The sequence below is a fragment of the Haemophilus sp. SZY H53 genome, assembly GCF_054332375.1.
Genome location: NZ_JBTGNV010000002.1, coordinates 48,418 through 63,507, shown reverse-complemented (window position 1 = coordinate 63,507; position 15,090 = coordinate 48,418). Strand labels below are relative to the sequence as shown.

Genomic DNA, 15,090 nt, shown 5'->3' with positions numbered 1-15,090 from the left:
AATTAAAAATAGACGAAAGAATTATTTGATTTATGATGGCGTAAATTTGAATATTTAAGGAGAAACGATGGCAGAAGTAACCAAGTGCGGTCAATTATTGAGTCATTTTCGTCATGGCATCAACATCTACAAAGTGACCAATAAACAAAAAGAAAGTGATGAGCGGGCAAAAAATACCGTAATTGAAAGCCTCACAAATCCCCGCATTTTACAACGTTTTCATAAAGTTAATCGTGAAGATATTACGAAGGAAAGTACAAAACACGATTTTTGTGGAATTTGGAAAATTAATGTTACACGCAAAGTAAAATTTGAATTCAGTACGAAAAAAGAAATAGCTGTTTCATTAGAAAATCAATCAAAGATTTTAACGATGGAAGTCGGAGAAGCTCATTTCACAGTAAAAAATAATATAGTTACGGTCCCGGTTATTGAGAAAGGTGAGGAAGAATTGCATTTTGAGTATATATTTGAATATCCGGATAATATCATAGATAAAAAACTCAATAAGTATTTAGAAAAACATCAAGAGGCTATTATTAGTGCAAATATAGATAAAAAAATTGCAAAATGGAATAAATGTTATTCGTTGGATCAAGTTATTGAAAAACTTTACGTAAAAGATGTTTTTGAGTTTTTAGAAGAGCGTATTTATGCAAAACCTTATGACGACAAAAATAAGAAAGATTACAAAATTCTTGATGAGGAATTAGAATTCAATGTTTCGCTTTATTTAATTCCGGTGATTTCGGTTTATTGCAAAATTAAAGATGAAGTGAAAATTTTTAATGTTGATGCGATTACACGTGAAATTCGCTCTCGTGCTCCCGAACCGATAAATCAGGATTTAATCGAAACTGTTAGTGATGGCTTGAGTGAGGGGGTAGCGTTGTTTTCACCGCATAAGTTGCTTGACGAACCAATGAAAAAAGTAACTAAAAAAACCATCATCGGATTAAGCAAACTTTTTAGGAAATAATCTGATTCCCTCCGCAATGGCGCACGTTTCTTAACGTGTGCCTTTCCCAAAAATATCAGCACACGCTAGGAAGCGTACGCTATCTATATGAGTCCTCCAAGATTGATAGGTAAAAAAGAAGGGCTGATAGTGAATATCAGCCCTTTTGTTTTGAGTTAAGTGCGGTCAATTTTTTCGCTATTTTTGATTTTATGCATTTGATGATTTTCAAAGGCTTTCACCAAATCTGCGACTTTTTCACCTTCCGGTAAAACCAAATCTTGTGCGATATCATTAAGCGGCACAATCACGAATTCGCGATTTTTCATATCGTAATGAGGCACGGTTAAGCGTTCATTTTGAATGATTTGATTACCATAAAGCAGAATATCCAAATCCAGTGTACGCTCACCCCAACGACGTAAACGCACGCGACCTTGTTCATTTTCGATGCGTTGTAATTCATCGAGCAAGGCTAAAGGTGGGCGAGTGGTTTCGATCATCGCTACCGCATTCACATAATCCGGTTGATCTTGCGGGCCTAATGGTTTGCTTTGATAAAATCCGCTGACAGATTTTAATTCGGTATTAGGCAGCGAAGAAATTGCCTCTAATGCCAAATTTAATTGTTCTGTAGGCGTATTTAAATTGCTGCCAAGGGCGATATACACTTGAACCATTAGTTAGCCGCCTTAGGTTTACGTCTGCGGTAATATTTTTTCTTTGGTGCAGGATGCAATTTTTGTTGCTCTTGAACCAACTGGCGACGTTGTTCTTGATTACTGAGTTGGTACTCATGCCACCATTTTGCGAGTTCAACGGTTTCACCACCTTCCACTTCGGCACGCATCGCCAATAAATCAAAGGCTGCACGGAATTTTTGATGTTCCATCGTGCGAGCTGGGTGAGAACCGGTGCGTTTAAGCAGTTGTAATTGCAACATCCAAATATCACGAATGACAGAGGTGTGACGACGAGGTGAGGCTAATGATCGGCATAATTGATCAAGCACTTCATTTCCCGCAAGGGCATAAGCATCATGATTGTTTAACCCTCCTTCATTTTTCAGTACATCCACTTTTTCGCGTAATGGATACCAGAAGAATGCCGCAAATAAAAAGGCTGGATTGATACGCAATTTATCGGCAATGCGTTCATCAGTTGAATTTAACGAAGTTAAAATCATACGCTCCGCAAGGCTGTCTTCTTTTTCGGTGAAATAAGGTGTTAAGCTTGGGAAAAGCTGTTCAAATAAGCCGTATTGGCGAAGTAATTTATAGGTTTTTACGCCATTGCCAGACTGCAATAATTTTAAGCTTTCATCGAATAAACGCGCCGGTGGAATATTTTTCAGCAATGGTGCAAGCTCACGAATGGGCTGTTCACTTGGTTTTTCCAAGAACATATCCAATTTCGCCATAAAGCGCACAGAACGTAACATACGCACAGGATCTTCTTGATAACGAGTCACGGGATCGCCAATCAGACGTAATTTACCGTTTTTCAGGTCATCAATTCCATTGAAGTAATCACGCAACGTATTATCTTGCGGATTGTAGTAAAGGGCGTTTACGGTAAAGTCACGACGCTCTGCATCTTGTTCAATGGTGCCATACACGTTATCACGTAATAACATCCCTTCATCACTTTGTTTGGCTTGATTTTCGCTACGTGCATCGGAATGGTTAGCACGGAATGTGGCCACTTCGATCACATCGCGTCCAAACATAATATGCGCAAGGCGGAAACGACGACCAACTAAACGGCATTGACGTTGGAATACTGCTTGAATTTGGTCGGGTCGTGCATTCGTTGCCACATCAAAATCTTTTGGATGTTTACCCAACAATAAATCACGCAAACAACCACCCACGATATAAGCGTCATAACCTTGACGTTGCAATTTTTCTACCACGGTAATGGCATTACGGCTAAACATACGAGGATTAATACCAAAATCAGAGGCTTTCACGCTATGTTTGTCGTGACGATGCGCTTGTTTGTTGCTTTTTTTGTGGTGAGAAGAGGACGGGGCGATCTTGGGGTGTGAACGCTCTATTTTTGAAACGTTTGATTTTTTGGTTTTTTGCGCCGTTTTTTGGGCAGACGAATTTATATTGGTTTCAGTTTCTTTTTTAGTTTTTTTACCAAATAAATTTTTTATATACGTAAGAATAATTTACTCCATTCTCTATGTTAAATACGCATTTGATAAAAACAGGAAAAGTGCGGTTGTTTTTGACCGCACTTTTTTCGCAGGATATTTGAAAAAATTAACCAGCAACTTGTTTTTCTCGAATTTCAGCGAGAGTTTTGCAATCAATACAAAGATCAGCAGTAGGACGCGCTTCTAAGCGACGAATGCCAATTTCTTCTCCGCAAGAATCACAATAACCGAAGTCATCAGTGTCTAATTTTTTTAATGTGTATTCAATCTTCTTCATTAATTTTCGTTCACGATCGCGGTTACGTAATTCCAGACTGAATTCTTCTTCTTGCGTAGCTCGGTCGGCAGGATCAGGAAAGTTTGATGCTTCATCTTGCATATGAGCAACGGTTCTTGATGCTTCTTCTACAATTTGCTCGTGCCATGCAGTTAAAATTTTTCTGAAATGAAGAATTTGATCTTCATTCATGTATTCTTCATCAGGCTTTAGTTGATAGGGTTTAACACCTGCTAAATCTAGCAAACTTAGAGACGCCTTAGACATAATAACTCCTAATTGTGGTACAGATTTTTACTACTTCCTGTCTTGTTGTTGTGATGGGTTCTCATCATTAAAAAATAGTTGAGATCAGCCCCCTGTTATTTTGAGGGCGATATAAATAGCAGAACTTCATCTATTTAGCAAATAAATTTAGCTGCAAAGTTTCAAATTTGCGATCAGGATCGCAAAAAACAGTATATTCATTTGCTTATCAGCAAGGTGAAGGTTAGGTTGTCTTACGTTTTGCTATAAATAACCGCTAAATGAAAATTACATTATTTCAAATGTGCATTATGCTCATTTGCTCTGCTTTATCTTTGCTTATTGTGCCAGATTTTTTTCTGTTTACTTGGCAGCAGGCAAAGGTGGGTATTTTAATGTTGGTTATGATTGTATTTTGTTGTCATTGGTTTAGCTATTTTACAGTTAGAAATTTTTGCATAAATGCTATCTTATTTTTGCTTGCTTTAGCTTATACGCATTCACAAGCCTTATCGTTATTGACTCAAGCAGAAAAAATCTCCAGTTTACCAACTAAAATCACATTAGATCTCCATATCTCAGAAATTCTTCATCAGAAAGATTATCAAACGTTAGTTGCTACGACGTCTTTATTTGATAAGGAAGAACAACGGCTTTTTATTAATTGGAGAGCACCAGAAAAACCGCAACTTGGTGAAATTTGGCGTGCGGATGTAAAGCTTCGTCCTATTTCGGCAAGATTAAATTACGGTGGGTTTGATCGACAACAATGGTATTTTTCCAAGAGGATTATTGCCGTAGGGAATGTGAAAAGTGCGGTCAAAATTGGGGAGGATTTTTCTTACCGCACATATTTTCTACAGAATAGTCTCAGGCAGACGGAAGGGCTTTCTTTGCAAGGTTTACTTATCGCATTGGCATTTGGTGAGCGGGCTTGGCTGGATAATAAAACGTGGCTAATTTATCAACAAACGAATACGGCCCATTTGATTGCGATTTCAGGCCTCCATATCGGTTTAGCAATGGGTATAGGTTTTTTCTTTGCTCGATTATTGCAACTCGCACTGCCTACACGCTTTATTTCGTCCTGGTTTCCGTTTTGCTTTGGTGTGTTGATTGCTTTAGGTTATGCCTATTTAGCTGGATTTAGTTTACCGACCTTTCGTGCAATGATGGCATTGCTTTTTATTGCAATCCTTCAATTTTCGCGACGATATTACACGCCTTTGCAAATGATGTGTTTGGTGGTGGCATTTTTGCTTTTTTGTGATCCGCTTATGCCGTTTTCGGTGAGCTTTTGGCTTTCAATTGGTGCTGTTACCTGCCTGATTGTGTGGTATCGATATGTTCCCTTATCAATCATTGAATGGCGACATCAAAAATTATCTAACAAAGTGCGGTGGATTTTAGGCTTGTTTCATTTACAGTTAGGGCTGCTAATTTTATTCACACCCATTCAGCTTTTCTTTTTTAATGGCTTGGCATTAAATGGATTCTTAGCAAATTTAATCGCAGTGCCCTTGTATAGTTTCTTACTTGTGCCATTGATTCTCTTTGCGGTGTTGACCAATGGTGTATTTTCTTCTTGGCATCTTGCAAATGTGATTGCTCAAGGGATAACGCAATGTCTCCGTGTTTTCCAAGGATCGTATGTTCCGATTTCAATTAATTTATCCCTCATTTTGACCGCACTTTTAAGCCTTATTTTTAGCGGAATGTTAGGTGGATTGTATTTTTCATCTCAAGCTCAAACAAAAAATACACCGTTAAAATCCAGTCAATTTTTCACACTAAATAGCACAAAAATTTTACCGCCAGACAATTATCGAAAAGCACTTTTAGGCATCATTTTTATTTTTTGTGTTTGTATTGGTTCGCTTGGCTATCGTTATTTCACTAAACCCAAATGGCAGTTAGATACGTTAGATGTTGGACAAGGTTTAGCAACCTTAATTGTGAAAGAGGGGAAAGGGGTGTTGTATGACACTGGGCCTGCTTGGCAGAGTGGAATAGGTGGCTCTTCTATGGCGGAATTAGAGATATTACCTTATCTTCAACGGGAAGGCATTGAACTTGAAACCTTGATTTTAAGCCATGATGATAATGATCATTCAGGCGGTGCTAAAGCGATTTTAGCCGCCTATCCAGAGATTGAGCTGATCACACCTTCTCGTAAAAACTATGGCGAAACGCACCGCACTTTTTGCCTTCAGGAGAAACAATGGCAGTGGCGAGGGCTTGATTTTAAAGTTCTTTCACCAACACAAATAACAGATAGGGCGGAGAATCCCCAATCTTGCGTAATTTTACTAACGGATGGACAGTATCAGATCCTTTTAACTGGTGATGCTGATGTAGCAACAGAAAGATCTTTTGCTGAAAACTTAGGCAAAATTAATGTGTTACAGGTAGGACATCATGGTAGTAAAACTTCAACAGGCGAGATTTTACTATCACAGACAAAACCGGATATGGCCTTAATTTCAAGTGGACGATGGAATGCGTGGAATTTTCCTCATCCAACAGTCATTGAACGATTAAATCGTTATCAAAGTGCGGTCGAAAATACCGCTATTTCAGGGCATATAAGGTTAAATTTTACTGAAAAGGGCATTGAAATTGAAAAGGCGAGAGAAGATTTTTCACCTTGGTTTGCCCGTGTAATTGGATTATCCCCGAAATAACAGGTACAATGCAGCCAATTTTTATTAAGATAATGTGATGCAAGAACAAACTATGCAAGATAAAGATTTTTCAACCTCGCAAACTTTTAAGCGTTTATGGCCGATGATTTCACCTTTTAAATCAGGTTTATTTGTCGCTGCCGTCGCTCTCGTTTTTAATGCATTAGCTGATTCTGGCCTGATTTATATGCTTAAACCGTTGCTCGATGATGGTTTTGGGAAAGCAGATCATTCTTTCTTGAAAATGATGGCATTTGTTGTCGTTGGTATGATTATATTGCGTGGGGTGACCAACTTTGTCTCTACTTATTGCCTGGCGTGGGTATCTGGTAAAGTAGTGATGATTATGCGCCGCCGTTTGTTTAAACATTTGATGTTTATGCCGGTAAGTTTCTTTGATCGTAATTCAACAGGAAAATTGCTTTCTCGTATTACTTACGATTCAGAAATGATTGCTAATTCTTCCTCTAATTCATTAGTGACCATTGTACGTGAGGGTGCCTATTTAATTTCATTGCTCGTCGTGATGTTCTACACTAGTTGGGAACTGACTTTGGTTCTTTTTGTCATTGGACCAATTATTGCGGTGCTTATTCGCGTTGTATCGAAGATCTTCCGTAAGCTTAGTAAAAACATGCAAGATTCTATGGGGGAATTAACCTCTGCGACGGAACAAATGCTAAAAGGGCATAAAGTGGTGCTTTCTTTTGGTGGGCAATTAGTGGAAGAAGAACGTTTCGATAAAGTGAGTAACGATATGCGTCGTAAAGGCATGAAAATGGTGACGGCCGATGCGATTTCAGATCCTGTTGTTCAAGTGATTGCATCTTTAGCATTAGCCGCAGTACTGTATTTAGCAACGACACCGTTAATTGCGGATGATAATTTAACAGCGGGTTCTTTTACAGTCGTCTTCTCTTCCATGTTAGCGATGATGCGTCCGTTAAAATCTTTGACGAATGTGAACTCACAATTCCAACGCGGTATGGCGGCTTGTCAGACATTATTTGCGATCTTAGATTTGGAAACAGAGAAAGATAATGGCACATATAAAGCAGAACCCGCAAAAGGTGATTTAGAATTTAAAAATGTAAGTTTCGCTTATGAGAGTAAGGAAGAGAAAGCCTTAAATAATATCTCTTTCTATGTGCCCGCAGGCAAAACTGTGGCATTAGTGGGACGTTCAGGTTCGGGTAAATCAACCATTGCTAATTTAGTCACACGCTTCTACGATATTGATGAAGGTGAAATTTTATTAGATGGCGTGAGAATTCAAGATTATCGTTTATCTAATTTACGTGAGAATTGTTCTGTTGTTTCTCAACAAGTGCATTTATTTAATGATACGATTGCCAATAATATCGCCTATGCGGCAGAAGATAAATACAGCCGTGAAGAAATTATCGAAGCAGCAAAAGCGGCTTATGCCCTAGAGTTTATCGAGAAACTTCCACAAGGTTTTGATACCGTTATTGGTGAGAATGGCGCAAGTCTTTCTGGTGGTCAACGTCAGCGTTTAGCCATTGCTCGTGCGCTATTACGTAATTCACCTGTTTTAATTTTAGATGAAGCGACTTCTGCACTCGATACCGAATCTGAACGTGCGATTCAGTCTGCATTAGAAGGACTGAAAAAAGATCGTACGGTATTGGTTATTGCGCATCGTTTATCAACCATTGAAAATGCCGATGAAATCTTAGTTATTGAACACGGTGAAATTAAAGAACGTGGTACGCATCAAGATTTATTAGCGCTTGATGGTGCGTATAAACAATTACACAGTATGCAGTTTAGCGGATAAAATAATAAGGGCGAACCAATGTGTTCGCCCAAAATCAATATAGGATAAATGAAATGCCTTTTTGGTACTCTAATTCAAAGCTAGCTTGGTCGCTCCTTCCTTTTTCACTGCTATTTTGGTTGATTAGCCAAATTCGCCGGGCATTATTTTCCCTGAATATCTTATCCTCTTATAAATCTCCGAAACCGGTCATTATTGTCGGCAATCTTTCTGTTGGTGGAAATGGTAAAACCCCTGTTGTTGTGTGGCTAGTTGAAGCGTTACAAAAACAAGGATTACGTGTAGGCGTGATTTCTCGTGGCTATGGTAGCCAATCTAAAACCTATCCTTTACTTGTTACGCCTGAAACCGATCCCGTTCAAGGGGGCGATGAACCTGTTTTAATTACCAAAAGAACAGGTGTGCCTGTGGTGATTTCACCGAATCGTCAGCAAGCTATCGAATTACTTTTGAAAACACAGGATTGCGATCTGATTATTTCCGATGATGGGTTACAACATTATAAGTTGCAACGTGATATTGAAATAGTGGTGATGGATGCAGAACGCGCTTTAGGGAACGGCTTTGTGCTACCTGCAGGGCCTTTGCGTGAGTTACCGAGTCGTTTAAAAAATGTGGACTTTGTGATTACTAATGGCGGAAAAAATGCTTATTCTGATGCCATTATGCAATTAGTTCCTCATTATGCTATTAATTTAGTGACGGCAGAAAAATGCTTGTTAAGTGAATTTACTCAAGGTTCAGCCATCGCGGGAATTGGTAACCCACAGCGTTTTTTCACGATGTTGGAAAATTTAAATATTCGTTTAGAAAATACGAAAGCTTTTCAAGATCACCAGCATTTCGAGCCACAATTTTTAGAAAAACTCGCAGAAAATCAACCGCTCTTTATGACCGAAAAGGATGCCGTAAAATGCGAAGCTTTTGCTAAAGAGAATTGGTGGTATATTCCTGTTGATGCGGAGATTGTGGAGGCTGAAAATCAAGGCCAAAAACTTCCACAATTGTGGGAAAAAATCCGTCATTTGGTTTAACTTTACTCGAGTGAAATATGCGTGAAAAACTCAATCCTCGATTATTAGACGTGATCGCTTGCCCGCGATGTTTGGCAAGATTGAAATACGATCAAGAAAATCAACGGCTCATTTGCCCTTTTGAGCAAGTGGCGTATCCTATTGAACACGGCGTGCCGGTTTTGTTGGCAGAAAAAGCCGAAACATTAAAAGAATAAGGAATACTTATGTCATTTACAGTTATTATCCCTGCTCGTTTTGCATCGAGTCGCTTACCAGGTAAACCTTTAGCTGATATTGCCGGTAAACCCATGATTCAACATGTTTTTGAGAAAGCTCAACAATCAGGCGCGAGCCGAGTCATTATTGCGACAGATAACGAACAAGTTGAAAAGGCAGCAAAAGCTTTTGGGGCAGAAGTGTGTATGACATCAGAAGCACATAATTCTGGTACTGAGCGTTTAGCGGAAGTAGTGAGTAAGCTTGGTATTGCTGATGATGAAATTATTGTAAACATCCAAGGGGATGAGCCGCTAATTCCTCCCGTTATTGTGAGTCAAGTGGCAGAGAATTTAGCGAAATTTAATGTGAATATGGCGACGCTTGCAGTGAAAATTCACGAAGCGGAAGAGTTATTTAACCCAAATGCTGTGAAAGTTGTTACGGATAAAGATGGCTACGTTTTATATTTTTCCCGTTCAGTGATTCCTTACGATCGTGATCAATTTATGCAATTAGCGGATACCTCCAAGGCGCAATTGGCTGATGCGTATCTTCGTCATATTGGTATTTATGCTTATCGTGCAGGCTTTATTAAACAATATGTGCAATGGGCACCAACGCAGTTAGAAAACTTAGAGAAATTAGAGCAACTCCGTGTATTGTGGTACGGTGAGCGTATTCACGTAGAATTGGCAAAAGAAGTCCCGGCTGTTGGTGTGGATACAGCAGAAGATTTAGAAAAAGTAAGGACTCTTCTAAAATCTATCACTTGATGTACTTTGAACAAATCAGATGCTATTTAAATAAATAGGTCGCTGAAAAAATGTCTGCTATATGATATGAACTATATTGAAGAGAGATAACAAGAATATGAAAAAATTTAACTTATTGATGACATGTCTCTGTATGACTCAGATACCTCAACTTGCTCAAGCGGAAGAACAGGAAAATACTTGGGTTGATAAACAACATATTAATGTTAAAACTACGTTGAATAGTTGGGCAAAAAGTATTGACAGCTGGATAAGCGATCCTGATCCAGAACATTCAGCTAAGGCAGGATTACGTGTAATAATGGATAGCCAATGGAATCATTATGACCATTTTTCATTTAAACCGCGGGTCCGTGGTAAAATTCGTTTACCGAGTTTGAAGAAGCGATTAAGTTTAGTATTCGGGGATGAAGATTTGGAAAACCAGGCTAGTGATAAAAACCATGTCGGCAATGTGTATAAAAAACCCTTAGATAACAATAAAAGTTACAATCGTAGTCAGGCACGTAACGATAATGCCTCTATTGGTTTACGCTGGTCTGATGGTATTAAAAAATTAGGCATTGATACTCATCTGGATCTTGGTATTCGCTCAGGAGCGGATGTTTATGTTCGCTTTAAAGCTGAAAAAGGATGGCAGATTAATGATGATCTTGCGACTAGGCTAGAACAAATTTACCGCTATGGCAGCAATAGTAAACATTACGTTCGTACTAATTTTGAAACAACTTATAGCCGTTCAGTAAACACATTTATCGGCAACAACTTATACCTGCAATATGAGCATGACATCGACGAAGATATTTCATGGGGAAATAGTATTTATCAACAGCATGATTTTGCAAATGATAAACGCTTAAGTTACGGTATTTTTATTGGTGGTGATTTAGATCATAATAAATTTGATATAAACCAATACGGACCATTTATAAGCTGGCGTCAGCCAATTTGGCGAAAATGGCTGTTTATTCAACCTGAACTAAATTACTATAATGACCGAAGTCAGGGTCGTAATCATCATCTTGGTGCATTTGTACGATTAGAAGCAATTTTCTAGCAATAATAACATTAACTATTATGGAGTCATATGTCATGAAATGATAAATTGACTCTTCCTTGTAGAGATTGAATTGGTTGTTCTTACAATATTCTTTCAGTGTTGAATTGTTAAACTCAGTATAATTTATAGTGAATTTTCTTGAGGTTATGGATTCATCTTATTTCAAAAATCTTATTCATGTTTGATTCCAAAAAGTTTCTATCCGATGTTTCTCATAAACCTGGTGTGTATCGTATGTATGACGATAAAGATCAGGTTATTTATGTGGGTAAAGCGAAAGATCTTAAAAAGCGCCTTTCCAGCTATTTCCGAAAAAACTTAAGCAGCAAAAAAACAGAAGCCTTGGTGTCGTCAATTCATCATATTGATACGACGATTACCTCTTCAGAAACAGAAGCATTATTGCTTGAGCATAATTTCATTAAGCTTTATCAACCTCGTTATAACGTATTATTGCGAGATGATAAATCCTATCCTTTTATTTTATTGACGAAAGAACGTCATCCTCGTATAACTTCTTATCGTGGAACAAAAAAAATTGCAGGCGAGTATTTCGGACCTTATCCTCATGCGGGTGCCGTGCGTGAAACCTTGTCGTTAATGCAAAAATTATTCCCTGTTCGTCAATGTGAAAATTCAGTTTATAACAATCGTTCCCGCCCTTGTTTGCAATATCAAATCGGGCGTTGTTCTGCACCTTGTGTGGCAGGTTATGTGAGCGATGAAGAATATAACCAACAAGTTGAATTAGCACGACTATTTTTACAAGGAAAAGATCAGCAAGTATTAGATTATCTCATTGGTAAAATGGAACAGGCGAGCCGAGATTTAGATTTTGAAGGAGCTGCACGCTATCGTGATCAAATTCAAGCGGTTCGTGCGGTTATCGAAAAACAATTTGTTTCCAATGAACGTTTGGACGATATGGATATTATGTCTATTGCGTATCAGCACGGTTTAGCTTGTGTTCAAGTGATGTTTATTCGTCAAGGTAAAGTATTAGGCAATCGCAGTTATTTTCCGAAAGTGCCTGCTAATACAGATTTATCTGAACTCGCAGCCACTTTTGTTGGGCAATTCTATTTGCAAGGTCATCAGGGCAGAAGTATTCCTAATAGTATTATTGTGGATCATAAATTAGATGAAAAAGCGGAGCTTGAGGCCTTATTAACTGAACAAGCTGGCCGAAAAGTTGTGATACAAGAATCTGCTAAAGGTGATAAAGGTAAATATCTACAACTCGCACAAATTAATGCCAAAGCGGCTTTAGCGACTCAACTTAAACAATCTTCCAGAATGCATGAACGTTATCAGGCGCTTTGTGAATTGCTCGATATGCCTGAAATTAAACGTATGGAATGTTTTGATATTAGTCATACGATGGGGAATCAAACCGTCGCATCTTGCGTGGTATTTAATCAAGAAGGCCCACTGAAATCAGATTATCGCCGTTTTAATATTGAAGGCATTACTGGTGGCGATGATTATGCCGCGATGGAGCAAGCCTTAAAGAAACGTTACGACCGCGATCTTGAGGAAGATAAAATCCCCGATATTATTTTTATTGATGGTGGTAAAGGGCAGCTTAATCGTGCCTTAGCGGTTTTTCATCACCTCAACGTAAAATGGGATAAAAATCGACCGCACTTAATTGGTGTGGCAAAAGGAGTGGATCGTCGAGCAGGACAAGAGGTGTTGATTATCAGCAAACAAGATCGTGAAATCCATTTGCCGGATGATAGTCTTGCGCTGCATTTAATCCAACATATTCGAGATGAAAGCCATAATCATGCGATTAGCGGTCATCGTCAAAAACGCCAAAAAGCCTTTACCCAAAGTGGATTAGAAACCATTGAAGGGGTGGGCGCTAAACGACGTCAAGCCTTGCTGAAATATTTAGGGGGATTGCAAGGTGTGAAAAATGCCACGTTGGATGAGATCGCCTCTGTACCCGGTATTTCTAAAGCGTTAGCAGAAAAGATTTTCGAGACCTTAAAAAGTTAGGAAAAACCTTGATTTTCTATGCGAACTGTCTATGATCCAACCTTTCGGATTTTATTATAGGAACATATTATGTTTGAATGGCTTGTTGATCCTGAAGCATGGATTTCATTGCTTACTTTGACCGCACTTGAAATCGTCTTGGGTATCGATAACATTATTTTTATTAGTATTTTAGTGGGACGTTTACCGGCGAATCAACGCCAATCTGGTCGCATTATCGGTCTTGGATTAGCGATGATTACCCGTATTTTACTTCTTATTTCTCTTTCTTGGATGATGAAATTAACGGAACCGCTATTCACTTTAGTCGGTCAGGAAATTTCAGGTCGTGATTTGATTTTATTCCTCGGGGGCTTATTTCTGATTGTGAAAAGTACAGGTGAAATCAAAGAAGCGATGCATCCTGAATCACATCATGAAGAAGAGAATAATAAGAAGAAAGTCAGCTATTTAGGTGTGCTAATCCAAATTGCGATTTTAGATATCGTATTTTCTTTAGACTCTGTAATCACAGCTGTAGGGATGGCAAATCACCTTCCAGTGATGATATTGGCAATTATGATTGCAGTAGGTGTAATGATGTGTGCGGCCAAACCAATTGGTGATTTTGTTGATACCCATCCAACATTAAAGATTTTAGCCTTAGCCTTCTTAATTTTGGTTGGCGTAAGTTTAATGGCTGAAAGTTTGGATATTCATATTCCAAAAGGCTACATTTACTTTGCAATGGGCTTCTCAGCAGTAGTTGAAATGCTCAACATCAAAATGCGAAAATCACTTGGTCATTAAATCATATAAAAAGGCGGAACAATGTGTTCCGCCTTTTTTAGTCATTATAGAACACGCCTTTCCCATATAAATACAGCGTGACTTGTTCGCCAGTATGATATTCGTTAATGAGCTCTTCATTGATATTCAATTTATAACCGCTAACATCAATACAAATATTGATAGCTCGTCCTCTTGATTCAATCCGTTTAATCTCACCGTTAAAAGAAGCGCTCGGATCTTGGATTTTTTTCGCAAGAGAGAATTGCTCTGGGCGAAATAGAACTTTACCTTGCGTATGGCTATTTCCTTTATTTTCGATGGCAATTTCACCTAATTGACAGGTCGCGATGCCTTCGTTTTTTAATGTTGCAGGAAGAATAATGTTTTCCCCAATAAATTTAGCAATAGACAAATACTGAGGTGACCAATAGAGCGTTTTAGGTGTCGCAATCTGGAGAATTTTCCCTTCTTGAATCACTGCAATTTTATCCGCATGGCATAGCGCTTCATCACGATCATGGGTCACGAATACGGCAGCGGAACCACTTTCTCTTAATACTTGCAACATATCGTAACGAATTTGATTTCTTAGATGTTCATCTAATGCACTAAATGGCTCATCAAACAGGATTAACTCAGGGCTTGGTGCAAGAGCTCGAGCAAGTGCAACACGTTGCTGTTGACCACCAGAAAGCTGATGAGGGAAACGGTCAGCTAAACTGCTAATGCCCGTCAGTTTCATCACTTCCTGTATGCGTTGTTTTTCCTCTTCAGTTTTCCCTTTACCATCACCTAAGCCATAAGCAATATTGCGGTAAACATTTAAATGAGGGAATAATACGCCTTCTTGTACCACATAGCCTAATTTGCGTTGCTGAGTTGGCACATTCAGATTTTCTTTAAAAATAGGTTGATTCTTTAACCAAATCTCCCCACTTGTAGGTTGTTCAAAACCAGCAATGCTACGCAATAAGGTTGTCTTCCCACAACCAGATGCACCAAGAAGAAAGAGAATTTCACCTTTCTCTAATTGTAGCGAGATGTTATGTAGAACCTGGTGCCCATTAAAGGATTTATTTAAATTTTTAATATCGAGTAATATTGTCATTTTTAT

At 38.5% G+C, this 15,090-nt stretch carries 13 protein-coding genes; 9 read left to right on the top strand and 4 right to left on the bottom strand.

Going from position 1 to position 15,090, the window contains the following annotated elements:
- The first annotated feature begins 67 nt into the window (after positions 1 to 67).
- Complete coding sequence (locus tag ACXVWB_RS02380) at positions 68 to 979, top strand: hypothetical protein (protein WP_289901250.1); 912 nt, start codon at positions 68 to 70, stop codon at positions 977 to 979.
- Between the two features lie 155 nt (positions 980 to 1,134).
- On the opposite strand, the gene folK is transcribed toward ACXVWB_RS02380, so the two are convergent.
- The 3 genes from folK to dksA all read right to left on the bottom strand — a co-directional run bounded on the left by folK (position 1,135) and on the right by dksA (position 3,669).
- Entirely contained in the window at positions 1,135 to 1,638 is a 504-nt protein-coding gene (gene folK, locus ACXVWB_RS02375) for a 2-amino-4-hydroxy-6-hydroxymethyldihydropteridine diphosphokinase (protein ID WP_289901249.1), read from the bottom strand.
- A complete protein-coding gene (pcnB, locus tag ACXVWB_RS02370) occupies positions 1,638 to 2,996 on the bottom strand; it encodes a polynucleotide adenylyltransferase PcnB (protein ID WP_289901383.1) in 1,359 nt (452 codons plus the stop codon). Before pcnB ends, folK begins: the two co-directional genes overlap by 1 nt.
- 235 nt (positions 2,997 to 3,231) lie before the next feature.
- Positions 3,232 to 3,669: an RNA polymerase-binding protein DksA gene (dksA, locus tag ACXVWB_RS02365; RefSeq protein ID WP_049355915.1), complete on the bottom strand. Its 438-nt coding sequence runs from the start codon at positions 3,667 to 3,669 to the stop codon at positions 3,232 to 3,234.
- Positions 3,670 to 3,929: 260 nt separating this feature from the next.
- On the opposite strand from dksA, the gene ACXVWB_RS02360 reads away from it, so the two are divergent.
- The 8 genes from ACXVWB_RS02360 (at position 3,930) to ACXVWB_RS02325 (ending at position 13,994) form a co-directional block, all read left to right on the top strand.
- Complete coding sequence (locus ACXVWB_RS02360; protein ID WP_289901248.1) at positions 3,930 to 6,332, top strand: DNA internalization-related competence protein ComEC/Rec2; 2,403 nt, start codon at positions 3,930 to 3,932, stop codon at positions 6,330 to 6,332.
- 37 nt (positions 6,333 to 6,369) lie between these two features.
- A complete protein-coding gene (gene msbA, locus ACXVWB_RS02355) occupies positions 6,370 to 8,133 on the top strand; it encodes a lipid A ABC transporter ATP-binding protein/permease MsbA (protein ID WP_289901247.1) in 1,764 nt (587 codons plus the stop codon).
- Positions 8,134 to 8,186: 53 nt separating this feature from the next.
- Positions 8,187 to 9,167: a tetraacyldisaccharide 4'-kinase gene (lpxK, locus tag ACXVWB_RS02350; RefSeq protein ID WP_289901246.1), complete on the top strand. Its 981-nt coding sequence runs from the start codon at positions 8,187 to 8,189 to the stop codon at positions 9,165 to 9,167.
- A gap of 17 nt (positions 9,168 to 9,184) precedes the next feature.
- Positions 9,185 to 9,364: a Trm112 family protein gene (locus tag ACXVWB_RS02345; protein WP_070583226.1), complete on the top strand. Its 180-nt coding sequence runs from the start codon at positions 9,185 to 9,187 to the stop codon at positions 9,362 to 9,364.
- A gap of 9 nt (positions 9,365 to 9,373) precedes the next feature.
- Positions 9,374 to 10,141 carry a 3-deoxy-manno-octulosonate cytidylyltransferase gene (kdsB, locus tag ACXVWB_RS02340; protein WP_289901245.1) on the top strand — a complete coding sequence of 256 codons (768 nt, stop codon included), beginning with the start codon at positions 9,374 to 9,376 and terminating at the stop codon, positions 10,139 to 10,141.
- 97 nt (positions 10,142 to 10,238) lie between these two features.
- A complete protein-coding gene (locus ACXVWB_RS02335) occupies positions 10,239 to 11,198 on the top strand; it encodes a hypothetical protein (protein WP_289901244.1) in 960 nt (319 codons plus the stop codon).
- 180 nt (positions 11,199 to 11,378) lie between these two features.
- Entirely contained in the window at positions 11,379 to 13,205 is a 1,827-nt protein-coding gene (gene uvrC, locus ACXVWB_RS02330; protein WP_297568640.1) for an excinuclease ABC subunit UvrC, read from the top strand.
- 69 nt (positions 13,206 to 13,274) lie between these two features.
- Positions 13,275 to 13,994, top strand: a complete 720-nt coding sequence (locus ACXVWB_RS02325) for a TerC family protein (protein ID WP_289901242.1) — start codon at positions 13,275 to 13,277, stop codon at positions 13,992 to 13,994.
- Between the two features lie 37 nt (positions 13,995 to 14,031).
- Here ACXVWB_RS02325 and ACXVWB_RS02320 read toward each other — a convergent pair whose 3' ends face one another.
- A complete protein-coding gene (locus ACXVWB_RS02320; RefSeq protein WP_289901241.1) occupies positions 14,032 to 15,084 on the bottom strand; it encodes an ABC transporter ATP-binding protein in 1,053 nt (350 codons plus the stop codon).
- Positions 15,085 to 15,090 lie beyond the last annotated feature (6 nt).

Excerpts from the sequence above, each read along its gene's own strand:
- ACXVWB_RS02380 (WP_289901250.1), top strand. The coding sequence starts at position 68 with ATGGCAGAAGTAACCAAGTGCGGTCAATTATTGAGTCATTTTCGTCAT.
- folK (WP_289901249.1), bottom strand. The coding sequence starts at position 1,638 with ATGGTTCAAGTGTATATCGCCCTTGGCAGCAATTTAAATACGCCTACA.
- dksA (WP_049355915.1), bottom strand. The coding sequence starts at position 3,669 with ATGTCTAAGGCGTCTCTAAGTTTGCTAGATTTAGCAGGTGTTAAACCC.
- ACXVWB_RS02360 (WP_289901248.1), top strand. The coding sequence starts at position 3,930 with ATGAAAATTACATTATTTCAAATGTGCATTATGCTCATTTGCTCTGCT.
- msbA (WP_289901247.1), top strand. The coding sequence starts at position 6,370 with ATGCAAGAACAAACTATGCAAGATAAAGATTTTTCAACCTCGCAAACT.
- lpxK (WP_289901246.1), top strand. The coding sequence starts at position 8,187 with ATGCCTTTTTGGTACTCTAATTCAAAGCTAGCTTGGTCGCTCCTTCCT.
- ACXVWB_RS02345 (WP_070583226.1), top strand. The coding sequence starts at position 9,185 with ATGCGTGAAAAACTCAATCCTCGATTATTAGACGTGATCGCTTGCCCG.
- kdsB (WP_289901245.1), top strand. The coding sequence starts at position 9,374 with ATGTCATTTACAGTTATTATCCCTGCTCGTTTTGCATCGAGTCGCTTA.
- ACXVWB_RS02335 (WP_289901244.1), top strand. The coding sequence starts at position 10,239 with ATGAAAAAATTTAACTTATTGATGACATGTCTCTGTATGACTCAGATA.
- uvrC (WP_297568640.1), top strand. The coding sequence starts at position 11,379 with ATGTTTGATTCCAAAAAGTTTCTATCCGATGTTTCTCATAAACCTGGT.
- ACXVWB_RS02325 (WP_289901242.1), top strand. The coding sequence starts at position 13,275 with ATGTTTGAATGGCTTGTTGATCCTGAAGCATGGATTTCATTGCTTACT.
- ACXVWB_RS02320 (WP_289901241.1), bottom strand. The coding sequence starts at position 15,084 with ATGACAATATTACTCGATATTAAAAATTTAAATAAATCCTTTAATGGG.